General features: G+C 61.8%; 21 protein-coding genes. 9 read left to right on the top strand and 12 right to left on the bottom strand.

The window, feature by feature from the left end:
- Positions 1 to 5: 5 nt before the first annotated feature.
- From lldD to DD235_RS14805, 5 genes are all read right to left on the bottom strand, one after another.
- Positions 6 to 1,136, bottom strand: a complete 1,131-nt coding sequence (lldD, locus tag DD235_RS14830) for an FMN-dependent L-lactate dehydrogenase LldD (protein WP_109062871.1) — start codon at positions 1,134 to 1,136, stop codon at positions 6 to 8.
- Positions 1,133 to 1,954, bottom strand: coding sequence for a transcriptional regulator LldR (lldR, locus tag DD235_RS14825; RefSeq protein ID WP_109062870.1), 822 nt, complete (start codon positions 1,952 to 1,954; stop codon positions 1,133 to 1,135). Before lldR ends, lldD begins: the two co-directional genes overlap by 4 nt.
- Positions 1,930 to 3,648: an L-lactate permease gene (gene lldP / locus DD235_RS14820; protein WP_109062869.1), complete on the bottom strand. Its 1,719-nt coding sequence runs from the start codon at positions 3,646 to 3,648 to the stop codon at positions 1,930 to 1,932. Before lldP ends, lldR begins: the two co-directional genes overlap by 25 nt.
- Before the next feature lie 337 nt (positions 3,649 to 3,985).
- Positions 3,986 to 4,465 carry a D-aminoacyl-tRNA deacylase gene (gene dtd, locus DD235_RS14810; RefSeq protein WP_109062867.1) on the bottom strand — a complete coding sequence of 160 codons (480 nt, stop codon included), beginning with the start codon at positions 4,463 to 4,465 and terminating at the stop codon, positions 3,986 to 3,988.
- Positions 4,462 to 5,199 carry an ABC transporter substrate-binding protein gene (locus tag DD235_RS14805; protein ID WP_109062866.1) on the bottom strand — a complete coding sequence of 246 codons (738 nt, stop codon included), beginning with the start codon at positions 5,197 to 5,199 and terminating at the stop codon, positions 4,462 to 4,464. The genes dtd and DD235_RS14805 overlap by 4 nt, the downstream gene beginning before the upstream one ends.
- A gap of 311 nt (positions 5,200 to 5,510) precedes the next feature.
- Between DD235_RS14805 and DD235_RS14800 the strand changes: the two genes are divergently transcribed.
- The 9 genes from DD235_RS14800 to murI all read left to right on the top strand — a co-directional run bounded on the left by DD235_RS14800 (position 5,511) and on the right by murI (position 15,926).
- The gene (locus tag DD235_RS14800; RefSeq protein ID WP_239990174.1) at positions 5,511 to 7,745 is read left to right on the top strand and encodes a 4Fe-4S binding protein; all 2,235 of its coding nucleotides are present in this window, start codon (positions 5,511 to 5,513) and stop codon (positions 7,743 to 7,745) included.
- Between the two features lie 36 nt (positions 7,746 to 7,781).
- Positions 7,782 to 9,686 (top strand): TAT-dependent nitrous-oxide reductase, encoded by a 1,905-nt coding sequence (gene nosZ / locus DD235_RS14795; RefSeq protein WP_109062865.1) that lies wholly within the window; start codon positions 7,782 to 7,784, stop codon positions 9,684 to 9,686.
- 5 nt (positions 9,687 to 9,691) lie between these two features.
- Complete coding sequence (locus DD235_RS14790; protein WP_109062958.1) at positions 9,692 to 10,996, top strand: nitrous oxide reductase family maturation protein NosD; 1,305 nt, start codon at positions 9,692 to 9,694, stop codon at positions 10,994 to 10,996.
- A complete protein-coding gene (locus tag DD235_RS14785) occupies positions 10,993 to 11,898 on the top strand; it encodes an ABC transporter ATP-binding protein (RefSeq protein WP_109062864.1) in 906 nt (301 codons plus the stop codon). Before DD235_RS14790 ends, DD235_RS14785 begins: the two co-directional genes overlap by 4 nt.
- On the top strand, positions 11,895 to 12,725 hold the full coding sequence (locus tag DD235_RS14780; protein ID WP_109062863.1) for an ABC transporter permease: 831 nt from the start codon (positions 11,895 to 11,897) through the stop codon (positions 12,723 to 12,725). The genes DD235_RS14785 and DD235_RS14780 overlap by 4 nt, the downstream gene beginning before the upstream one ends.
- On the top strand, positions 12,722 to 13,336 hold the full coding sequence (locus DD235_RS14775; protein WP_239990173.1) for a nitrous oxide reductase accessory protein NosL: 615 nt from the start codon (positions 12,722 to 12,724) through the stop codon (positions 13,334 to 13,336). Before DD235_RS14780 ends, DD235_RS14775 begins: the two co-directional genes overlap by 4 nt.
- 8 nt (positions 13,337 to 13,344) lie before the next feature.
- A complete protein-coding gene (locus tag DD235_RS14770; protein ID WP_204524255.1) occupies positions 13,345 to 14,394 on the top strand; it encodes an FAD:protein FMN transferase in 1,050 nt (349 codons plus the stop codon).
- Positions 14,395 to 14,522: 128 nt separating this feature from the next.
- Positions 14,523 to 14,999, top strand: coding sequence for a nitrous oxide reductase accessory protein NosL (locus tag DD235_RS14765; protein ID WP_162300512.1), 477 nt, complete (start codon positions 14,523 to 14,525; stop codon positions 14,997 to 14,999).
- A 99-nt stretch (positions 15,000 to 15,098) separates the two neighbouring features.
- Positions 15,099 to 15,926: a glutamate racemase gene (murI, locus tag DD235_RS14760; RefSeq protein ID WP_109062861.1), complete on the top strand. Its 828-nt coding sequence runs from the start codon at positions 15,099 to 15,101 to the stop codon at positions 15,924 to 15,926.
- A gap of 173 nt (positions 15,927 to 16,099) precedes the next feature.
- On the opposite strand, the gene DD235_RS14755 is transcribed toward murI, so the two are convergent.
- From DD235_RS14755 to DD235_RS14725, 7 genes are all read right to left on the bottom strand, one after another.
- Entirely contained in the window at positions 16,100 to 16,387 is a 288-nt protein-coding gene (locus DD235_RS14755) for a helix-turn-helix domain-containing protein (protein ID WP_146193519.1), read from the bottom strand.
- 164 nt (positions 16,388 to 16,551) lie between these two features.
- Positions 16,552 to 17,847 (bottom strand): histidinol dehydrogenase, encoded by a 1,296-nt coding sequence (hisD, locus tag DD235_RS14750; RefSeq protein ID WP_109062955.1) that lies wholly within the window; start codon positions 17,845 to 17,847, stop codon positions 16,552 to 16,554.
- Between the two features lie 28 nt (positions 17,848 to 17,875).
- Positions 17,876 to 18,565, bottom strand: a complete 690-nt coding sequence (gene hisG / locus DD235_RS14745) for an ATP phosphoribosyltransferase (RefSeq protein WP_109062859.1) — start codon at positions 18,563 to 18,565, stop codon at positions 17,876 to 17,878.
- Positions 18,562 to 19,830, bottom strand: a complete 1,269-nt coding sequence (murA, locus tag DD235_RS14740) for a UDP-N-acetylglucosamine 1-carboxyvinyltransferase (protein WP_109062858.1) — start codon at positions 19,828 to 19,830, stop codon at positions 18,562 to 18,564. The genes hisG and murA overlap by 4 nt, the downstream gene beginning before the upstream one ends.
- Positions 19,823 to 20,080 (bottom strand): BolA family protein, encoded by a 258-nt coding sequence (locus tag DD235_RS14735; RefSeq protein WP_109062857.1) that lies wholly within the window; start codon positions 20,078 to 20,080, stop codon positions 19,823 to 19,825. The genes murA and DD235_RS14735 overlap by 8 nt, the downstream gene beginning before the upstream one ends.
- 9 nt (positions 20,081 to 20,089) lie before the next feature.
- Positions 20,090 to 20,869: an ABC transporter permease gene (locus DD235_RS14730; protein WP_109062856.1), complete on the bottom strand. Its 780-nt coding sequence runs from the start codon at positions 20,867 to 20,869 to the stop codon at positions 20,090 to 20,092.
- A complete protein-coding gene (locus tag DD235_RS14725) occupies positions 20,866 to 21,663 on the bottom strand; it encodes an ABC transporter ATP-binding protein (protein WP_109062855.1) in 798 nt (265 codons plus the stop codon). The genes DD235_RS14730 and DD235_RS14725 overlap by 4 nt, the downstream gene beginning before the upstream one ends.
- Positions 21,664 to 21,685: the final 22 nt, after the last annotated feature.

Below are 21,685 nucleotides of genomic sequence, written 5' to 3'. Positions count from 1 at the left end.
GAGGATCAGGCGAGCGAATCTGCCGTGATTTCGGCCAGCGTGCGTGCGCCGGTCAGCGACATGGCGACGCGCATCTCTTTCTCGAACAGACCCAGCAGGTTGGAGACACCCTCGCGGCCCGCTGCTGCCAGTGCGTAGGCATAGGCCCGGCCCAGCATCACGCCGTCGGCACCGAGTGCCAGCATGCGCACCACGTCCAGACCGGAGCGGATGCCCGAGTCGGCCAGGATGGTCAGATCGCCCTTGACGGCGTCTGCAATGGCCGGCAGGGCGCGTGCCGATGACAGCACGCCGTCGAGCTGGCGGCCGCCGTGGTTGGAAACGACGATGCCGTCGGCCCCGAACTTGACCGCATCGCGGGCATCATCCGGATCGAGGATGCCCTTGATGATCATCGGGCCTTCCCAGAACTCGCGGATCCATTCCAGATCCTTCCAGGCGATGGACGGGTCGAAGTTGGCACCCAGCCAGCCGATATAGTCTTCCAGGCCCGTCGGTTTGCCGAGGTAGTGCGAGATATTGCCCAGGTCGTGCGGCTTGCCCTGCAGGCCGACGTCCAGCGCCCAGGCTGGATGCGTCACGGATTGCCAGTAGCGGCGCATGGCGGCGTTGGGGCCGCTCATGCCGGAGTGGGCATCACGGTAGCGCGCGCCGGGAACCGGCATGTCCACGGTAAACACCAGTGTGGTGATGCCAGCCGCCTTGGCGCGCTCCAGCGCATGCTTCATGAAACCCCGGTCACGCAGCACGTAGAGCTGGAACCAGATGGGATCGGGCGATTGCGACTGCACTTCGTCGATATCGCACACGCTGACGGTCGACAGGGTAAAAGGGATACCGCGCGCAGCGGCAGCCTGGGCCGCCTGCACTTCGCCGCGGCGGGCATACATGCCGGTCAGGCCGACCGGTGCCAGGATCACAGGCATCGACATCTTGCGTCCGAACAGTTCGGTGCTGGTGTCCAGCGCGGCCACGTCGCGCAGGATGCGCTGGCGCAGGGCGATATCGGACAGGTCGGAGACGTTGTGGCGCAGCGTGTGCTCGGCATAGGAGCCGCCGTCGATATAGTGAAACAGGAACGGCGGCAGGCGACGCCGGGCGGCTTCGCGGTAGTCGGTCGATGCGGAAATGATCATGATGGTTGTCGCTTTCTGGCCGATCGCGAGGTCGTGGTGCCCTGCGGCTTGGCCGCCAGGCGGGCCGAGCGGGCCTGGCGGGCCTCATCCTCGTCGATGGTCTTCAGGGTTGAGTAAACAAAATCGATATGGGTGCGCATGGCGGTGCGGGCACGGTCCGGGTCGCCGGCCTCGATGGCCTCCACCAGCGCCAGATGTTGCTGCGTCAGCGTTTCGTATACATTGGGCCGGGTATAGAGCTTGCCCAGGTTCTGCGATACGCTGGCCTGCAGCAGGTCGAACAGGCTGCGCATCACCAGGATCAGCACCAGGTTGTGCGAGGCCTCGGCGATGGCGATATGGAAGGACGCATCGGCGCGGGCTTCCTCCATCGGTGCATCGGTGCCGTGACGCGCCATCATGGCGTCGAACTTGGCGCGGATGCGTGCCTTGTCGGCGTCGGTCGCACGCAGCGCAGCATGGCTGATGGCCGTGCTTTCGAGTGCATGGCGGATTTCCAGCACGTCGTAGCGATACTCGGGATCACTCTCGAGCAGCGGCAGCAGCGGGTGCATGATGCTGCCGTCATGTCGGTCATGTGCCGTGGCCTGCACGTAGGTACCGCCACCCGGCCGGCTCACCAGGATGCCCTGGCTGCTGAGCTTCTGGATGGCCTCGCGCAGACAGGTGCGCGAGACATCCAGCTCCTTGGCAAGCTGGCGCTCGGCAGGCAGGCGGTCGCCTGCCTGGAGGTTGCGGGTCTGGATCATGAGCGTCAGTTCATGGGCAACGCGGTCGGCCAGGCGGGTGGTTTTTACGGGTGTCCGGGAATCATCCATGGGAAGACATAGGCTTGCAGAGTCGTGATGACGCCGATCATAGCGGCAAAGCACAGACTATGTTTCACAGTGAAACGGAACAGGTCCGACTCGCGTCCGGCCAGGCCCACGGCGGCGCAGGCGATGGCGATGGACTGCGGCGAGATCATCTTGCCGGTCACGCCGCCGGTGGTGTTGGCCGCCACCAGCAGAATATCCGAGACCCCGATCTGCTGTGCCGTAGCTGCTTGCAGGGCACCGAACAGCGCGTTGGATGAAGTGTCGGAGCCCGTCAGGAACACGCCCAGCCAGCCCAGGAACGGCGAGAAGAAGGTAAAGGCGTGGCCGGTGTGGGCCAGTGCCAGTGCCAGCGTGGCCGACAGCCCCGAATAGTTGGCGATGAAGGCGAAGGCCAGCACCATGCCGATGGAGTAGATCGGGGTCTTGAGTTCCTTCATGGTCTCGCCGAAGGTGCAGAAGGCATCCTTGGGGCGCATGCGCAGCAAAATGATGGAAATGATTGCAGCGATCAGGATCGAGGTGCCGGTGGCCGAGAACCAGTCGAACTTGTAGACGGCGGCGTAGGGGCTGGCGGCCGTCACGATCGGCGGCATTTTTTCGACCAGTTTGTCGAGGAAGGGGACCGGGATCGAGACGACCCAGCTTTCCAGTGCCCCGCCGGGAGCGAACATCTGCTTGAACGGCTTGAGACTCCAGATCGTCACCATGGCGGTCAGGATCAGGAACGGCGACCAGGCCTTGACCAGTTGACCGACCGTGCGTGCGGGAGCTGCATGGCCGGCGGCTGTGTCTGCATGTGCGCTTGTAGCAGCCGCAGCCGGAGCGGTGGTCGAGTGGGCCGTAGTGTCGTTGGCATCATGTTCGAAGCGGAAAATGCGCTTGGGCTTCCAGACCTTGAGGAACAGCGTCAGGCAGACCAGCGAGGCGATCGATGACGTGATGTCGGGCAGTTCGGGACCGATGAAGTTGGAGGTCAGGTATTGCACGATGGCAAACGAGCCGCCACCCACCAGCACGGCGGGCCAGGTTTCCTTGACGCCGCGCCAGCCGTCCATGATGGCCATGATCCAGAACAGCACGATGATCGTCAGCAGCGGCAACTGGCGGCCGGCCATCTGGCCGATCTGGAAGGCATCCAGGCCGGTGACCTGGCCAGCCACGATGACCGGGATACCCAACGCACCGAAGGCGACCGGTGCCGTGTTGACGATCAGGCACAGGCCGGCGGCGTACAGCGGCTTGAAGCCGAGCCCCATCAGCAAGGCTGCGGTGATGGCCACGGGGGCACCGAAGCCGGCCGCACCCTCGAGGAACGCGCCGAACGAGAAGCCCACCAGCAGCATCTGCAGGCGCTGATCCTCGGTGATCGACAGAATGGATTCACGGATCACGTCGAACTGGCCGGTCTTGACCGATACCTTGTACAGGAACACAGCTCCGACGATGATCCAGGCGATGGGCCAGAGCCCGTAGAAGAAGCCATATACGCCAGAAGCCAGTGCCCGGCCGACGGGCATCTGGTAGAACAGCACGGCTACGGCCAGCGCCAGGACAACGGTGATGGTGCCAGCGACCCAGCCCTTCAGGCGCAGGACGGTAAGGGCAAGGAAGAAAAAGACGATGGGGATCAGCGCCACCAGGCTGGATAGCCAGATGTTGCCTGCTGGATCATAGACTTGCTGCCAGGCTTGCATGACGGAATGTCTCCGGTTGGGTTTTTATTTGATGAAAGGTCATTGCCTCTCCGGGCATGCGCGCCGCGGGTACGCGACGATGCGCGACCGGTGTGCAAGGCAGGAGCGGATGTATTGCGTGTGCGGATGCCTGAACGGCGTCTACACCCTACAGGGGGATGAATGGCTGAACACGGGTTGTCTCCTGTGCGAGGTCATGACCTGTTTTGATATGGATTGGTCTGACCAAAAAGAATTTTTGGTTGGAAAATTCTAGAAGAAAAAGTGAGGCGGGTCTAACGCATTGCATCAAAACTAGGGTAAATACTAGTTTTTAAAAGCGTTGTTCATATTTTGGTCAGACCAATTTGGTATTGATTGGTATGCTGGCTTGCAAGGGCGGGATGTGCAGCGGGATGGTGACCGGCCCGTCGTTGACAAGATGCACGGCCATGTCTGCGCCGAAGCGGCCTGCTGCGACGTCGGGCAAGCCCTGTCTGGCTCGTTCCAGCAGGTATTCATACAGCTCGCGGCCCAGCTCGGGGGGCGCAGCCTGCGTGAAGCTGGGTCGGTTGCCGCGACGCGTGTCGGCAGCCAGGGTGAACTGGCTGACCAGCAGCAATCCACCCTGCACGGCGCGCAGGTCAAGATTCATCTTGCCAGCCTCGTCGCTGAAGATCCGCAGCTTGCCGATCTTGTCGAGCAGCAGGTCGGCTTCGCGGCGCGTATCGCCCTGCTCGGCACAGATCAGCGCGAGCAGGCCGGGGCCGATGGCACCGACCGTATCGCCATCGATATCGACATGGGCCCGCAGGACGCGCTGGATCAGGGCGATCATGCGAGCGGGGCGATTTCTGCACCGCGGATATCGTGGCGGGCCAGGGCTTCGGCGACAAATCCCTGTTTTTTCATATCCTCGACAAAGCGGCGCACGAATGCCGCTGCGCCTTCGCCCCGACTGCGTGGCGTGCCCATGGCTTGCTGGATCTGCATGAAATGACCATCCAGCAGGCGCAGCCCGCCCAATCGGACGGCATCGGCTTCGATCTGCTGGCGTACGCCAGCGGCTACATCCAGCCCTTTGTTGAGGAAAAAATCGACCACGGCAGGAGAGCTGGGTGCGCGGACGATCTGTGCGTGCGCCAGCGTACGGCTCAGGTGCAGGTCGTAGGCGCTGCCCTGGCCGACCACGACCCGTATGCCGGGTTGGTCCACTTCTTCCATGCTCAGGATCGGAGAATTTTCCCGCACCAGATAGGCACCCTTGATCAGAACATAGGGCGCGGTGAACAGCAGTGCTTCGCCGCGCTTGGGATCGATGGCAAAGAAGCCGACATCGGCCTGGTTGCCGGAGACCGCTTCTACCGACTCGGCAGCGGTGTCGAAGACACTGAGTTCGGCCTCGACACCCAATCGTCTGGCAAGCTCATGGGCCAGGTCGATAGAGACACCCGAGACGCTGCCGGTTGTTTTGTCACGGTGGGCGAGGATCGGATTGCCCACATTGATGGCGGCACGCAGCACGCCGGTCGGGCAGAGTTTCTGGATCAGTTCGGCAGGCAGGTGCAGCATGGACGACTCCTGGGGCACGGTATGGGCACAGATTCTACACAGGGCGCGATCTTCGGCAAAGAGAAATGATCCGGATCATTTTCGAGAGGATTAATTTTTTCGCATGGGTTTTTAATTGGAATTGATGGGTATTAAATATTGTGTCTATTGATTTTTTGTTGGATTTCCTTTTTGCATCAATAGTTTTTGTTGATTCACAAAATAAATGATTTATATGACTTGACCATTGTCAATTGTAAATAATTGCTCCGGCCTTCTAATCAAGACAACGGTGAATAAAGATATGTAGGCGGGTCATGAAGACAGGTAGGATGAAAGGGCTCCAGCAGGCAGGTTGGCTGGTTGTGATGTTGCTGTTTTCCTGTCTTTTTGCTGTGTCTGCGCGTGCTGGCACTCTGACTGACTTCCTGGCCAGCACACCCGCTGCCGAGGTGGTGCCCGGTGCGGATCACTATGGTGCCGTCGAAGGCAAACCACCTGTCGTGCCGGTCTATGCTGGCGATAAGCAGGTCGGCTATGTCTACCTGAACTCGGATGTGGTCAATACGGCAGGTTATTCCAGCAAGCCGATCGACATCCTGATCGGCCTGTCCATGGACGGTGAGATCGTGGGTGCCAAGCTGGTCGAGCACCACGAACCGATTGTGCTGATCGGTATCCCGATGGCAAAGATCACGCATTTCATTGATGGCTACATCGGCCTTAATTTTGTCAAGAATCCTCCTTCGGGGCGGATGAAGCCGCCAGTCGATATCGTCAGTGGTGCGACGGTCACGCTGATGGTGATTGGCGACAGCATCACGCGTTCAGCTATTGCCATGGCACGTACCCATGGCATTGGTCGTCCTGCCGAGCAACAGCAGGCGGTGGGGCCGAAATGGCAAATCAATGCGGATCTTCAGGAAAAACTGGGCTGGGATGCGCTGTTGGGCGACGGTTCGGTGCGTCGACTCCAATTGTCGGTGGATGACGTCAATCAGGGATTTCTCAAGGCAGACAATGCCGCCGCCGCTGCGCATCCTGAATCGGATGACCCGCAGGACCTGTTCATCGAAATGTATACCGCCCAGGTCAGTGTGCCGTCGATCGGTTTGAGCCTGCTGGGCGATGCGCTTTACCAGCGTCTGCAGTCGCAGCTCAAGCCCGGGCAGCAGGCCATTCTGGTGGCAGGTCAGGGGCTTTATTCGTTCAAGGGGTCGGGTTATGTGCGGGGGGGCATTTTCGACCGCATCGAGATGGTGCAGGGTGATCGCAGCTTCCGCTTCCGTGACCGCAATCACCAGCGACTGGCCAACATCATGGCTGAGGGTGCGCCGCGCTTTCCTGAGATTGCATTGTTCGTCGTGCCTGAAGATCAACCTTTTGATGCCGTCGCACCCTGGCAATTGCAATTGCTGATCCAGCGAACGCTGTCCGTGTCTGAAAAGGCGTTTGTCACGGTGGATCTGCCCTATGAGGTGCCGGAACGCTACCTGCGTCAGGACGCGTCGGCGCAGCCTGCCGTTTCCGGAGTTGCTTCGGCAGCAACCGGCCAGGCTGATACTGCCAATTGGGATGAGTCTGAAGATACGCCGCTCTGGAAGCAGATGTGGTCGGCCAAGGTTGTGCAGTTGACTGTGCTTGGCATTGCCCTGTTCGTGCTGACGCTGGTGTTCTTCGCGCAGAACTGGTTTGCCCGCCACCCGGTTTTCTATGACCGTTTTCGTCTGACCTACCTGAGCTTTACCTTGTTCTGGCTGGGTGGCTACTGCGTGGCGCAACTGTCGGTGGTCAATGTGCTGACTTTCACCCATGCACTGCGCACCGGCTTCCAGTGGGAATACTTCCTGATGGATCCCATTGTGTTTGTGCTTTGGTGCGCCACGGCCGTGTCGGGCTTGTTCTGGAACCGGGGCGCGTTCTGCGGCTGGCTGTGCCCGTTCGGTGCCCTGCAGGAACTGCTCAACCGGCTGGCGCGGGTGGTGAAGATACCGCAACTGAAAATTCCGTACTTCATCAGCGAACGCATGGCGGCGATGAAGTACGTGATCTTCCTGATTCTGTTCGGCCTGTCGCTGTATGACCTGGGCTTTGCCGAAAAGATGTCCGAGGTCGAGCCGTTCAAGACATCCATCATCCTCAAATTCGTGCGCGAGTGGCCTTTTGTGCTGTTTGCGCTGGTCCTGCTCGGCCTGGGGCTGTTCGTCGAGCGTTTCTACTGCCGCTATCTCTGTCCGCTCGGCGCGGCGCTGGCCATCCCGGCCCGCCTGCGCCTGTTCGACTGGCTGCGGCGCTATCGTGAGTGCGGCGATCCCTGTCAACGCTGTGCGGTCGAATGTCCGGTCAACGCCATCCACCCGGAAGGTCACATCAATCCGAATGAATGCATCCAATGTCTGAATTGCCAGGTGCTGTATCACCACAAGCAGAAGTGCCCGCACCTGATCAAGAAGCATGCCAAGCGCGCCAAGAAACCGGCGCCGGGCATGGCAGCAGGACAGGGGATGCCAGAAGCTGTAGAACTCAAGTTCGTTCCGAAGGAAGAACTGGGTTCGGCAGGCAATTGAGCAGGCATAGGGGCCTGCGGAATCTAGGAGAGCAAAATGTCTTCAAACAATGAACGTACGGGCATCAGCCGCCGGGGTTTCCTCGGTACGGCAATGGCCTCCGGCGGGGTGGGACTGCTGGGTGGCGCGCAAGTGTCTACTGTATTCGCAAAGGGACCGGCCGCCGGTGGCCTGAACGGTCATATCGCTCCGGGCGAACTCGACGAATACTATGCCTTCAATTCCAGCGGCCAGAGCGGCGAAGTCCGCGTGCTGGGCCTGCCGTCGATGCGCGAACTGATGCGTATCCCGGTGTTCAACCGCTGCAGTGCCACGGGCTGGGGGCTGACCAACGAAAGCCGCAAGATCCTGACCGAAGGCCTGACCGAAGAAACCAAGAAGTACCTGGCCGACAAGGGCGGTGTCTACCTGAATGGCGATGCGCACCACCCGCACATGTCCTTCACTGACGGTACCTACGATGGCCGCTATGTGTACATCCAGGACAAGGCCAACAACCGGATCGCCCGTATTCGCATGGATGTGATGAAGACGGACAAGATCGTCGAAATCCCCAATGCCGAAGGCATCCATGGTCTGCGCCCTCAGCGCTACCCCAAGACCGGCTACGTGTTTGCCAATGGCGAACATATCGTGCCGGTACCCAATGACGGCACCATCCTGGATGACCCCAAGAAGAACTTCTGGGCGATCTACACGGCAGTGAACGGCGAGACGATGGAAATCGCCTGGCAGGTCATGGTGGACGGCAACCTTGACAACGGCGATGCCGATTACCAGGGCAAGTACTCGTTTGCAACCTGCTTCAACTCCGAAAAGGGGGTGGTGCTGGACGAGATGATGGCCAACGAGCAGGACTGGGCCGTTGTCTTCAATCTCGAGCGTATCGAAGAAGGCGTCAAGAATGGCGACTTCCAGTTGATCAATGGCGTGCCGGTGCTGGATGGCCGTCATGGTTCCAAGTACACCCGCTATATTCCCGTGCCGAACAATCCGCACGGTTGCACGGCCACGCCGGACGGCAATCACGTGATCCTGGCTGGCAAGCTGTCGCCCACCGTCACGGTGCTGGATGTGCATAAACTGGATGATCTGTTCGCAGACAAGATCAAGCCGCGCGATGTCGTGGTGGCTGAGCCGCATCTGGGCCTTGGCCCCCTGCATACGTCGTATGACGGTCGTGGCTTCGGCTATACCACGCTGTTCATCGACAGCCAGATCGTCAAGTGGGATATCGAGAAGGCCAAGCGTGCCTACAAGGGCGAGGATGTCGAGTACATCGTCCAGAAGATCGATGTGCACTACCAGCCTGGTCACAACCACACCAGCATGGGCGAAACCAAGGAAGCCGATGGCAAGTGGCTGGTGTCGCTCAACAAGTTCTCCAAGGATCGCTTCCTGAACGTTGGCCCGCTCAAGCCCGAGAATGATCAGTTGATTGATATCTCCGGCGACGAGATGAAACTGGTCCACGACGGCCCCAGCTTTGCCGAGCCGCACGATATGTGCATCGTGCACAGCTCGAAGGTCAACCCGCTGCATATCTGGGATCGGAACGACCCGATGTGGGCTGATACCCGCGAAATGGCCAGGAAGGATGGTGTGGTGCTGGAAGAGGCGGCCAACATCATTCGCGATGGCAACAAGGTTCGCGTCTACATGGTATCGGTCGCGCCCAAGTTCAGCCTGGATAAGATCGAGGTCAATGAGGGTGATGAGGTCACGGTGGTCGTGACCAATATGGATGAGGTCGAAGACCTGACCCACGGTTTCACCCTTGAGCGCCACGGTGTTGCCATGGAAATCAGCCCGCACCAGACGTCGTCGGTCACCTTCAAGGCTGACCGCCCTGGCGTGCACTGGTATTACTGCCAGTGGTTCTGCCATGCCCTGCACATGGAAATGGTGGGGCAGTTCATCGTCAAGCCCAAGAAGGCCTGATGACAATGAGCAATACGGCTGGCCCCACATGGGGCTGGGCGGTGCGGGTCCTGCTGCTGGTAACAGCAGCAGGCCTGTGCGGCGCACCAGCTGTACCGGCTGTGGCAGCCGTGCTGGAGATCGGCCCGGAGGCTGATCTCCAGGCGGTGCTGGCTGCTGCGCAGCCCGGGGACGAAATCCTCCTGCAGGCGGGAACGTATGCCGGTGATTTCGTGATCGACAAGCCGGTGTCGCTGCGCGGACCTGCAGACCACTCTGCAGTGCTGCAAGGCACTGGGGAGGGGCGTACGCTATGGTTGCAGGCCCCAGGTATTTCGATACGCTCCCTGACGGTGCGCGGCTCGGGCATGGACCTGTTCGAGATGGACGCGGCCATTTTCCTGGATCGCGAGGCGCAAGGTGCCGTGATCGAGGACAATCATGTACTGGACAACCTGATCGGTATTTATGTCCGGGGCGCGGCTGATGTACAGGTGCGTGGCAATCGCGTCGTCGGCAATGGTGAGTTGCGGATGTCAGAGCGTGGCAATGGTATCCAGCTCTGGAATGCACCCGGTACCGAGGTGGTCGATAACGAAATCCGCTCTGGCCGGGACGGTATCTATACGGATACCAGCAAGCACAATTCCTTCAGGAACAACCGGATTGCGGATGTGCGCTTCGGCGTACATTACATGTATACCCAGGATAGCGAGTTGGTCGGCAACGAGGTATCTGGCAGCCAGATCGGCTATGCGCTGATGATGTCGGATCGGCTGGTGATCAATGCCAACCGGTCACTCGATAATCGCGAGCAGGGCATTGCCCTTAATGCGATCAATCGTTCGGTGATCGAACATAATTATGTCGAGCATTCCGAGAAGTGCGTGTTCCTGTACAACTCAAACATGAACGAGTTCAGGAATAATCGGTTCGAGGATTGCGAGATCGGTATTCATTTCACGGCGGGCGCAGAGCGCAACCGGATCACGGACAATGCCTTCGTCGGCAATCGGACGCAGGTCAAGTACGTCAGTACACGCTATCTTGACTGGTCGGTCGACGGGCGGGGTAATTACTGGAGCGATAATTCGGCGTTTGACCTCGATGGCGACGGCATCGCGGACTCGGCCTATCGGCCCAACGGCATCCTCGACCAGGTGTTGTGGCGCGCGCCGATGGCCAAGGTACTGCTGAACAGCCCGGCCACGCAGATCGTGCGTTGGGCACAGTCGCAGTTCCCGGCGCTCTATCCGGGTGGTGTGGTCGACAGTGCGCCGCTGATGGCCGCGCCGGAAGTGGCGGCACAGCCGTCCAAGGAGCAAAAATGAGCGACAACCATGTCGTGCTGCGTGCGGTGACCAAGGAGTTCGATGGCACGGCAGCAGTGAACCAGGTGGACCTGGAACTGAAGGCGGGGCAGTGCGTGGCACTGGCCGGGCACAATGGTGCCGGCAAGAGCACCATGATCAAGCTGATGCTGGGTCTGCTGCGGCCCACGCATGGTCAGATCGAAGTGCTGGGCCGCGATCCTATGGACAGCGCCTCCGAGGCGCGGCGCAGCGTGGGCTATCTGCCGGAGACCGTGGCGCTGTATCCCGCCATGACCGGTATCGAGACGCTGGCCTATTATGCACGCTTGAAAGGACAGTCACCGGCACGCAATATCGCGTTGCTGGAACGGGTCGGCATTGCGCAGGCGGCACGTCGCCGCGTGGGAGGCTACTCCAAGGGCATGCGCCAGCGTCTGGCGCTGGCGCAGGCATTGCTGGGCGAGCCGCAGGTGCTGTTCATGGACGAACCGACCACAGGTCTGGATCCGGCCTCGCGCCAGGTGTTCTACGAGATCGTGCGGGAGTTGCGCGACCGGGGCGCGACCATCCTGTTGTGTTCGCATGCGCTGGCCGAGCTTGAAGGCCAGGCCGATCGCATTGTCATCATGAAAAACGGCAGCAAGGTGGCGGACGGTACGCTGGGCGCATTGCGTCAGCAGGCTGATATGCCGGTCACGATTCGCGTGGCGCTGGCGCAGCCGCTGGCCGACGTGGCGGCGCTGCCGCCGCAATGGCAAGTTGCCGGGCCGTTCATGCTTGAACTGCGTTGCAAACCCCAGGAGAAGGTCACGGCGCTGAAGAATATCTGGACGCTGGGGGCGGAAATCGCCGACATCGATGTGGTGCAGCCTGGTCTGGATGAGATGTACGCCCATTTCCTGCGGCGGGAGGAAGCATGAGAAATATCGCGCTGATTGCGGGCAAAGAGTTTCGCGATGGTCTGCGTAATCGCTGGGTGATCGCGATTACGTTGCTGCTGGCTGTATTTGCATTGACGTTGTCGTTTCTGGGCAGTGCTCCGGCTGGTGCGGTCAAGGGCAGCGCCCTGGCCATTACGGTGGTCAGTCTGTCCAGCCTGAGTATTTTCCTGGTGCCGCTGATTGCCCTGCTGTTGTCCTATGACGCCATCGTCGGCGAGATCGAACGTGGCACCATGGCATTGCTGCTGTCTTACCCTGTCTCACGACAAGAGGTAATCATCGGCAAGTTCGCCGGGCACTGCATGATTCTGGGCGTGGCGACACTGGTGGGCTATGGTGTGGCCGGTGTGCTGGTGCAGTGGCTGCGAGGCGATGGCATGGATGCCGGCTGGGGGCCGTTTCTGATGCTGGTTGGTTCGAGTGTATTGCTGGGGGCCAGTTTCCTGGCGCTGGGCTACCTGGTCAGTACCGTTGTGCGTGAGCGTGCCACAGCGGCTGGTATGGCCATTGGTGTTTGGCTGTTTTTCGTGCTGATCTACGATATGGCGCTGCTGGGTGGACTGGTGGCGGATGGGGGGCGCTGGCTGACGCCTGGCATCGTCACCGGGCTTCTGCTGAGTAACCCGGCCGATGTCTACCGGCTGCTCAACTTGAGCGGTTTTTCGTCGGTGGGGGCATTGTCGGGCATGGCTGATCTGGGTGAACACCTGGCCATCAGCCCGGTGGGCCTGTTCGGTATGCTGGTACTCTGGGTGTGCGCGCCGTTCTCGCTGGCGTTGCTGTTGTTCCGGAGAAAACAGATATGAAGGCCATCGTATCCCGTCGTGAGATAGCCATGATCTGCGATGTGAGTCGCTGGCTGCTGGCTGGATTGGCCTTGGCGTGGCTGGCCGCGTGCAGCGATGATACTGGTGCTGGCGAACAGCCACCGCCACACGCGATCACTGAAGAAGCGGTGGGCTATTTCTGCAGCATGAACTTGCTTGAGCACAGCGGGCCCAAAGGGCAGGTGCTGGTGCCGGGCGAGGATCGCCCGGTCTGGTTTTCGACTGTGCGGCAGACGGTGGCCTACACCATGCTGCCGGAGTCGCCCCGAGTGCTGTCGGCCGTTTACGTATCCGATCTGAGTGCTGTCGAGGACTGGCGTCGCGTCAATCCCGATGCATGGGTTGAAGCCCGCAGTGCCTGGTTCGTGGTGGAGAGCGAAGCGACTGGAGGTATGGGTGGCGAGGATCCGATGCCGTTCAGCGACAGGAGCAAGGCCGAACAGTTTGCGCAGCGCCACGGAGGTCGTGTGCTGGCATTCGATGCGCTGACCGAGGACTATATCCTGTACGCCGACAGCCTCTTTGAGACACGTCCCGGAGGTACGTCGCAGGCAGTTGGCGAGGCAGGGACAATGACGGAGCATATGTAATGCAGGACATGACGAATATGAGAGACTCGGGTTGCGCTGTTGCGCCGGGCCGCGTTGGTGGTCGCCGGCGCTTCATCTCGATCTGTGCGGCCGTTTCCGGGCTGGCGACCGTTCCCGCCTGGGCGCGACAGGCTGCCGCACCGGAGATGACACATCGTTGGCAGGGCATTGCACTGGGAGCCGATGCCTCGCTGGAGATTCGTCATCCCGATGCAGTCCTGGCACAGCGTGTGCTGACTCAGGTACAGGCCGAACTGGAACGGCTGGAGCAGTTGTTCAGCCTGTACCGGCCCGACAGCGCACTGGTCGCGCTCAATCAGCAAGGCGTATTGGCCGAGCCGGCTGGCGAGATGCTGACGCTGCTGTCGGAAAGCGTGCACTTTGGCCAGCTGACCGATGGCGCGTTCGACATCTCGGTGCAGCCGCTGTGGCGCGTCTATGCCGATCACTTTTCCGAAGCGCAGGCCGATCCGGCCGGCCCGACCGTTGCCGCGCTGGCAGCAGCACGCGAGAAGGTCGATTACCGCCGGATTGCCCTTGATTCGGATGCCGTGCGCCTGCAACCGGGCATGGCGTTGACTCTGAACGGCATTGCACAGGGTTATGTGACGGATCGCATCGTGGCCTTGCTGCGTCAGGCCGGTATCGAACATGCACTGGTCGATATGGGGGAAATCTACGGCATGGCACCTGAGGCTGTCGCACCCTGGCGCGTCGGCCTGCAGGACGCGGCGCGGCTCGAAAGCCTGAGCCGGACACTGGATGTCGCCAACCAGGCAGTCGCCACTTCTGGCGGCTATGGTACGCCCCTCGATATGGCTGGCCGCTTCAACCATCTGTTCGATCCGCGTACCGGCCTGACCGGTCGGCGCTATGCCAGCGTGTCGGTGGCGGCGCGACGTGCCACGACGGCCGATGCAATGTCGACGGCATTTTCCCTGATGCCCGAGGCGCAGATCGATACCCTGGCGCAGTCACTGCAACTGGATGTCTACGTCCAGCATCACGATGGAAGTCAGGCCGAATGGCGTTACGCTGATCCAGCGCAAAACGCCTAGGCTATGCCCGTTTTACTATCGCCGCACTGAGTTCATTAGCAGGAATGGATATGCGACGGACAGGGCAACGTCTGGTGGGCCTGATAATGCTGCTGGTGCTGACGGCGTGCAGTGACGCGGTTGCACCTATGGCACGGCCTGCCCCGGCCGCGATCAGCCAGGAGGCAGAAAGCTATTTCTGCTCCGCAATGAGCGTACTCGAACACGATGGCCCCAAGGGCCAGGTGCTGGCTGATGCGCAGGCTACACCCCTGTGGTTCGCCACCGTACGGCAGACAGTGATCTACACCATGTTGCCCGAAGCACCGGCAGACCCGGCGGCGGTCTACGTCTCCGATCTGGCGGCTGCGCCGGACTGGCGACAGCCCGACCATACCGCCTGGGTCGATGTACGTGATGCCTGGTTCGTGGTGGATACCGGCCTGATGGGCAGCGACCTGGCACAGGATCTATTGCCGTTCAGTGATCAATCCCGGGCCGAGGCGTTTGCGTTGGCGCATGGGGGCCGGGTTCTGCGTCTGGATGATCTGACGGAAGACTACGTACTGTATTACGGGACGGTATCTGTGGCGGCCGATGGTTCCGTGTCGCCGGCTACGCCATAGCATTCAACCTTCACAAAGGGTAAAGGCGCTGGTGTGCCTCGCGGGTTGGCGTATCATGAGCGGCTTCCATCATCCTTCTCTTGCATCGCCGGCCGCATCATGTCCATTCACGCGCCCATAGGTGTATACGACTCCGGCCTGGGTGGCCTGAGCATCCTCCAGGATCTGCAGCGCGAACTGCCGTACGAGCATTTCCTCTACGTCGCTGACAGTGCGCATTTGCCGTACGGTGAACGCTCCTCTGATTATGTGCGGGAACGGGCGCTGACCATAGCCCGGTTTTTTGTCGACCGTGGTGTCAAGGCCATGGTGGTGGCTTGCAACACGGCCACTACGGCAGCGGCCACGCTGATGCGCGAGCATTTTCCGGACCTGATCCTGATCGGTGTAGAACCGGCCATCAAGCCGGCGCTGGCCCTGACCCGGGCTGGCAATGTTGGCGTGCTGGCCACGGCAGGTACGCTGCGCAGCGCTTCGTTTCGACGACTGTGCGAAAGCCTGGCCGAAGGCCGTCGCATTGTGACGGTGGCCTGTCCCAGTTGGGTCGAGCTGGTGGAACAGGGCGAGGCGCATCCGGACATGCAAGGTCGTGTCGATACGCTGATCGCGGAGCCCATCCGAAAATTGCTGGCGCAGGGAGTGGATGTGCTGGTGCTGGGGTGCACCCATTTTCCGTTCCTGCGCGACCGGATCGCATCGCATGTGCCCGAGGGTATCTCAGTGCTTGATACCGGCGTTGCCGTGGCGCGTCAGACTCGGCGACGGCTGGCGGCAGCCGGACTGCTTGCTCCGGAGGATGGGACGGTGCCCGAGTTCAGCCTGTCAGTGCTGTCCAGCAGCGGCGAAACAGAAGCCATCTCCCTGCGTGTGTCCCACTTGCTGAGGCAGCCCGTGAGGGTTGCGCAACTGGCGGCGGCTTATTGCTGATCGGGGCCTGGTTCAAGAGCCTCTGGTACGGAATCGGGCCGCATTTTCCGCGTAGACCGTTTCCAGGGTTGGTCGCTCCGGCACGAGAGGGTGGGCGATGAGTTCCATGTCGAGTGAGTGGAACAGTCGCAATAGACTGATCATTGAACAGTCATGCCCCGCCTCGATGGAAATCAACGTACGCCGGCTGACCCCCGCCCGGCAAGCTGCGCCTGCGTCCACCCCCGCGCCTTGCGGCCCGCGACCAGTTGCTCGGAAAGAGAAGGCATGAAAACCTCGCCATGATGTGAAGCCAGATGCACATCATGACGAAAAATCCAAAAAATGAGAAATATGCCGCACTTCAAGAAGTTGTGCAGCACTTCCAGACGTTGTTTTTCTTCTCCCGCAGACAGCAACCGCAGCCCGTTTGCGCCTGAGGCGAGGCGGCATTTTGGTGGCACGCCGCAGCACCACAGCATAGACGGGAGCCTTCAGCGGGACCTGTCTGAACGAAGCGAAGCGCAGTGAGTTCGTCCCGCTGCCCGGCTATGCTGTGGTGCTGCGGAGAGTCCGGTGCCGTTCAGGCACCCGGACCGTGTCACAGATGCCGCCTCGCCTCAGGCGCGTACGGGCGTGTCAGCAGTCAGCTCTTTACCCGATAGCGCGCACTGGCCGCATGCGCCTGCAATCCTTCTCCCAGCGCCAGCGTTTCTGCCAGTGGCCCCAGTGTCTGCGCACCTGCCTGCGACACATGGATGATGCTGGAGCGTTTCTGGAAGTCATAGACCCCCAGCGGCGACGAGAAGCGGGCTGTGCGTGCCGTCGGCAGCACGTGGTTGGGACCGGCGCAGTAGTCGCCCAGGGATTCGGAGCTGTGGCTACCCATGAAGATCGCGCCGGCATGGCGGATCAGGTCGGCCCAGCGCTCGGGCTGGGCGGCGGAAATCTCCAGGTGCTCGGGCGCGATGGTATTGGCAATGGCGCAGGCTTCGGCCATGTCGCGAACCTGTATCAGGGCACCCCGATTTTTCAGGCTGGTGCCGATGATGGCCGCGCGCGGCATGTCGGGCAGCAGTCGGGCAATGGCCTCGGCAACCGCGTCGAGATAGGCGGCATCCGGGCTGAGCAGGATGGCCTGAGCCAGCTCGTCGTGCTCGGCCTGCGAGAACAGATCCATGGCAACCCAGTCGGGTGGCGTGGTGCCGTCGGCGATGATCAGGATCTCGCTGGGGCCGGCAATCATGTCGATGCCCACCGTACCGAAAACGCGGCGCTTGGCAGCGGCCACGTAGGCATTGCCGGGGCCGGTGATCTTGTCCACGGCCGGGATGGAGGCCGTGCCGTAGGCCAGCGCACCGACGGCCTGGGCACCGCCGATGGCCCAGACCCGGTCGATGCCGGCCACGGCTGCTGCCGCCAGCACGATGGGGTTGCGCACACCGCCGGGTGTCGGTGTGACCATGACGATTTCCGGCACACCGGCCACTTTGGCCGGGATCGCGTTCATCAGCAGCGAGGACGGATAGGCGGCCTTGCCGCCCGGCACGTACAGGCCGACGCGATCCAGCGGCGTGACTTTCTGGCCCAGTACCGTGCCGTCGGCTTCGGTGTACTGCCAGCTGTGCATGACCTGGTGCTCGTGATAGCTGCGGATGCGGGCAGCGGCGCGCTCCAGCGCATCGCGCTGGTCGGCGGGCAATGCGGCCAGCGCGGCGGCACAGTCGGCAGGCGGGATCTCGAGCGCCGCGATCGTGTCGGCTTCGACCCGGTCGAAACGACGGGTGTATTCCAGCAGGGCGGCATCGCCACGCTGCTGGATATCGGCCAGGATATCGGCCACGGCCTGTTCGATGGCAGCATCCTGCGAGGATTCGAAAGCCAGCAGGGTGCGCAGACGGGTATCGAAATCAGGGGCGGTGGTGTTCAGGCGGTGGATCATGATGGGTATGAAGCGAAAGTCTGGTAGATCAGGCCGTACCGGCATCGGCCGTCGATGCACGTTCGAAGGCATCCAGCAGCGGCTGCAGTCGTGCGCCGCGCGTCTTGAGTGCTGCGCGGTTGACGATCAGGCGCGAGGAAATCGGCATGATGTCCTCGACGGCCACCAGATTGTTGGCGCGTAGCGTGCCGCCGGTCGAGACCAGATCGACGATGACATCCGAGAGGCCGACCAGCGGAGCCAGTTCCATCGAGCCATAGAGCTTGATGATATCGACGAAGACACCCTTGGCGGCGAAATGCTCGCGCGCCGCCTGGACGTATTTGGTGGCCACGCGCAGGCGTGCGCCCTGGTAGACGGCACCTGCGTAGTCGAAGTCGGCACGGCAGGCCACGGACAGCTTGCAGCGGGCAATATTGAGATCGATGGGCTGGTACAGGCCGCCGGGATGCTGGGCGGTATGCTCGATGAGCACATCGCGGCCGGCAATGCCGAAATCGGCGGCACCATACTGGACATAGGTCGGCACATCGGAGGCCCGGACGATCAGCAGGCGCAGGCCAGGATCGCTGGTGGGCAGAATCAGCTTGCGCGAACTGTCGGGGCTTTCCGTGACATGGACACCCGCCGCCTCGAGCAGTGGCAGCGTGTCCTCGAAGATGCGGCCCTTGGACAGGGCCAGGGTCAGCGGGGCATCCGGGGTGAAATCGGGACTCATGCGGCTTCCTTGCCGGTGATGCGTTCGATGGCTGCGCCCAGGCTGCGCAGCTTGACTTCCATCTGCTCGTAGCCGCGATCCAGATGATAGATGCGGTCGATCAGGGTTTCGCCTTCGGCGGCCAGACCGGCGATCACCAGGCTTGCCGAGGCGCGCAGGTCGGTGGCCATGACGGCGGCACCCGACAGTCGCTCGACGCCACGCACCACGGCGGTATAGCCGTCGATGTCGATCTCGGCACCCAGTCGGCACAGTTCCTGCACGTGCATGTAGCGGTTCTCGAAGATGTTTTCGATGATCACTGCGGCACCGTCGGCCAGCGTGTTCAGCGCCATCAACTGGGCCTGCATGTCGGTGGCCACGCCGGGATATTCCTGGGTGCGCACATCGAACGATTTGGGCCGCTGCTGCATCACGGCACGGATCCAGTCATCACCTACAGTCAGTTCCAGGCCGGCTTCGCGCAGTTTGTCGAGAGTCGCGCCCAGGTGCTCGGGAATGACGTTGCGCAGCGTGATGTCGCCGCGCGCCGCGCCCACGGCGCACAGGAAGCTGCCGGCCTCAATGCGGTCGGGGATCACGGTGTGTTCGGCACCATGCAGAGTCTCGACGCCATCGATCACGATACGGTCGGTGCCGTGGCCCTGGATGCGTGCCCCCATCTTGATGAGCAGTTCGGCCAGATCAATGATCTCGGGTTCGCGAGCGGCGTTTTCCAGCACGGTCTGGCCTTCGGCCAGGACGGCCGCCATCAGCAGGTTCTCGGTCCCGGTGACGGTCACCATGTCGGTGCGGACCACGGCCCCCTTGAGGCGGCTGGCGCGGGCCACGACGAAACCGTGCTCGATCTGGATGTCGGCACCCAGTGCCGCCAGACCCTTGATGTGCTGGTCGACGGGACGCTGACCGATGGCGCAGCCGCCGGGCAGGCTGACCCGGGCCTCGCCAAAGCGCGCCAGCAAGGGGCCCAGCACCAGGATCGAGGCGCGCATGGTCTTGACCAGATCATAGGGGGCTTCGAGGCTGGTGACCTGGTCGGCGCGCAGTTCGACCGTGCCGTCATCCAGGCGTTGCGTGTGCACGCCCAATTGGTTCAGCAGCCGCAGTGAGGTGCGGATGTCGTTGAGGCGCGGTACGTTGTGGAGCTTGAGCGTATCTGCGGTCAGCAGGCTGGCGCACAGAATCGGAAGGGCCGAGTTCTTGGCGCCGGAGATCGTGACTTCGCCGTTCAGTTGGCGACCACCGGTGATGAGAAGCTTATCCATTGAACTGCTCTTGGTATTCGGCCGGCGTGAGCGTAGTCATCGCCAGCGCGTGGATTTCGGCATTGCTGCCCTGGATGCGGTCACCCAGGGCGGCATAGACCAACTGATGGCGGGCCACCGTACGCTTGCCCTCGAAGGCCGGGCTGACGATCAACGCCTGGAAATGCGCGCCATCACCCTCGACCTGGATGTGGGTACAGGACAGGCCTGCTTCGATGTAGCTCTGGACTTTTTCGGGGGTGGGCAGCATGGCAGTGACTCAGTAGCGCAGTTTGTAGCCCCGCGCCATCAGGCGCAGCGTCAGGGCCGAAAGGACGAAAAATACGCCAGCCGTGACGCCCAGGCTGTGCCAGGGCGAGACATCGGACTGTGCGAAGAAACCGTAGCGGAAACCGTCGATAGTATAGAAGATGGGGTTCCAGTGCGAGACGCTCTGCCAGAAGGGCGGCAGGGTATGAATGGAGAAAAAGACGCCTGACAGGAACGTGGCCGGCATGATCAGGAAATTCTGGAAAGCGGCCAACTGGTCGAATTTCTCGGAGACCAGCCCGGCCAGCAGGCCCAGCACAGCCATGATGCCGCAGGCCAGTACGGCAAAGATCACCATCCACAAGGGGCGGGCCAGCGGCAGATCGACGAAGGCCATGGCCACCAGCCCGACGCACAGCCCCACGATCAGGCCACGCAGGACGGCAGCCAGGACGTAGGCCCAGAAAATTTCGCGATGCGACAGCGGCGGCAGCAGCATGAAGACCAGATTGCCGGTGATCCGGCTCTGGATCAGTGATGAGGAAGGATTGGAGAAGGCATTCTGCAGGATGCTCATCATGACCAGGCCCGGCACCAGGAAGGTGGTGTAGGGAATGGTGCCGTAAACCTGCAGGCGGCCTTCGAGAACCTGGGCAAAGACGGCGAGGTAAAGCAGTACCGTGACCAGCGGGGCCACGATGGTTTGCAGGCCCACTTTCCAGAAGCGCAGGACTTCCTTGCGCAGCAGGGTCGGAAAGCCGGAGCCGGCATCGAATTGCGGGGTAATCATGCTGGCAGCTCCATGGTTGCGCCGGTTTCGTCGTGCATGATGCGCACGAAGGCTTCTTCCAGATCCTGGCTGCCGAGACGGGCCAGCAGCGAGGCGGTGCGATCCAGGGCCACGATGCGGCCGGCCTTGAGCATGGCGATGCGGCCGCACAGCTCCTCGGCCTCTTCCAGGTAATGGGTGGTCAGCACGATGGTGTGGCCTTCACGGTTGAGGCGGCTGACGAAATCCCAGAGCGTGCGGCGCAGATCGACATCGACCCCTGCCGTGGGTTCGTCCAGCACGATGACCGGTGGCCGGTGTACCAGGGCCTGGGCTACCAGCACGCGGCGTTTCATGCCGCCCGACAGCGCGCGCATGTTGGCCTCGGCCTTGTCGAGCAGGCCGAGGTTGGCCAGGATTTCGTCGATCCAGTCGTCGTTGCGGCGCAGGCCGAAATAGCCGGACTGGATACGCAGCGTTTCGCGCACGGTAAAGAAGGGGTCGTAGACCAGCTCCTGGGGGACCACGCCCAGGGCGCGGCGTGCCTGCCGGTACTGGCTCTGGACGTCATAGCCACAGACCGAGGCGCGGCCGCTGGTGGCGTGGGCCAGACCCGCCAGGATCGAAATCAGCGTGGTCTTGCCGGCACCGTTGGGTCCGAGCAGGCCAAAGAATTCACCGTGCTCGATATCCAGGCTGACGTCGCTGAGCGCGCGCAACCCGGGCGACAGCGGTGGCTTGCCCAGCAGGCGGCGCAGCGCAGTGGTGTGTGCGGGATAGGTTTTGGAGATGGACTCTAGACGGACGGCAGACATGACATGACCTGTGGCCCGCTTC

Source organism: Corticimicrobacter populi (assembly GCF_003123725.1).
Taxonomy (GTDB): Bacteria; Pseudomonadota; Gammaproteobacteria; order Burkholderiales; family Burkholderiaceae_B; genus Corticimicrobacter; species Corticimicrobacter populi.
Note: the sequence above shows the minus strand (reverse complement) of the source record. Positions and strands in the feature narration are given on the sequence as shown.

Coding starts and splice junctions, on each gene's coding strand:
- lldD (WP_109062871.1), bottom strand. CDS start 1,136: ATGATCATTTCCGCATCGACCGACTACCGCGAAGCCGCCCGGCGTCGC.
- lldR (WP_109062870.1), bottom strand. CDS start 1,954: ATGGATGATTCCCGGACACCCGTAAAAACCACCCGCCTGGCCGACCGC.
- lldP (WP_109062869.1), bottom strand. CDS start 3,648: ATGCAAGCCTGGCAGCAAGTCTATGATCCAGCAGGCAACATCTGGCTA.
- dtd (WP_109062867.1), bottom strand. CDS start 4,465: ATGATCGCCCTGATCCAGCGCGTCCTGCGGGCCCATGTCGATATCGAT.
- DD235_RS14805 (WP_109062866.1), bottom strand. CDS start 5,199: ATGCTGCACCTGCCTGCCGAACTGATCCAGAAACTCTGCCCGACCGGC.
- DD235_RS14800 (WP_239990174.1), top strand. CDS start 5,511: ATGAAAGGGCTCCAGCAGGCAGGTTGGCTGGTTGTGATGTTGCTGTTT.
- nosZ (WP_109062865.1), top strand. CDS start 7,782: ATGTCTTCAAACAATGAACGTACGGGCATCAGCCGCCGGGGTTTCCTC.
- DD235_RS14790 (WP_109062958.1), top strand. CDS start 9,692: ATGAGCAATACGGCTGGCCCCACATGGGGCTGGGCGGTGCGGGTCCTG.
- DD235_RS14785 (WP_109062864.1), top strand. CDS start 10,993: ATGAGCGACAACCATGTCGTGCTGCGTGCGGTGACCAAGGAGTTCGAT.
- DD235_RS14780 (WP_109062863.1), top strand. CDS start 11,895: ATGAGAAATATCGCGCTGATTGCGGGCAAAGAGTTTCGCGATGGTCTG.
- DD235_RS14775 (WP_239990173.1), top strand. CDS start 12,722: ATGAAGGCCATCGTATCCCGTCGTGAGATAGCCATGATCTGCGATGTG.
- DD235_RS14770 (WP_204524255.1), top strand. CDS start 13,345: ATGACGAATATGAGAGACTCGGGTTGCGCTGTTGCGCCGGGCCGCGTT.
- DD235_RS14765 (WP_162300512.1), top strand. CDS start 14,523: ATGGCACGGCCTGCCCCGGCCGCGATCAGCCAGGAGGCAGAAAGCTAT.
- murI (WP_109062861.1), top strand. CDS start 15,099: ATGTCCATTCACGCGCCCATAGGTGTATACGACTCCGGCCTGGGTGGC.
- DD235_RS14755 (WP_146193519.1), bottom strand. CDS start 16,387: ATGCTGTGGTGCTGCGGCGTGCCACCAAAATGCCGCCTCGCCTCAGGC.
- hisD (WP_109062955.1), bottom strand. CDS start 17,847: ATGATCCACCGCCTGAACACCACCGCCCCTGATTTCGATACCCGTCTG.
- hisG (WP_109062859.1), bottom strand. CDS start 18,565: ATGAGTCCCGATTTCACCCCGGATGCCCCGCTGACCCTGGCCCTGTCC.
- murA (WP_109062858.1), bottom strand. CDS start 19,830: ATGGATAAGCTTCTCATCACCGGTGGTCGCCAACTGAACGGCGAAGTC.
- DD235_RS14735 (WP_109062857.1), bottom strand. CDS start 20,080: ATGCTGCCCACCCCCGAAAAAGTCCAGAGCTACATCGAAGCAGGCCTG.
- DD235_RS14730 (WP_109062856.1), bottom strand. CDS start 20,869: ATGATTACCCCGCAATTCGATGCCGGCTCCGGCTTTCCGACCCTGCTG.
- DD235_RS14725 (WP_109062855.1), bottom strand. CDS start 21,663: ATGTCTGCCGTCCGTCTAGAGTCCATCTCCAAAACCTATCCCGCACAC.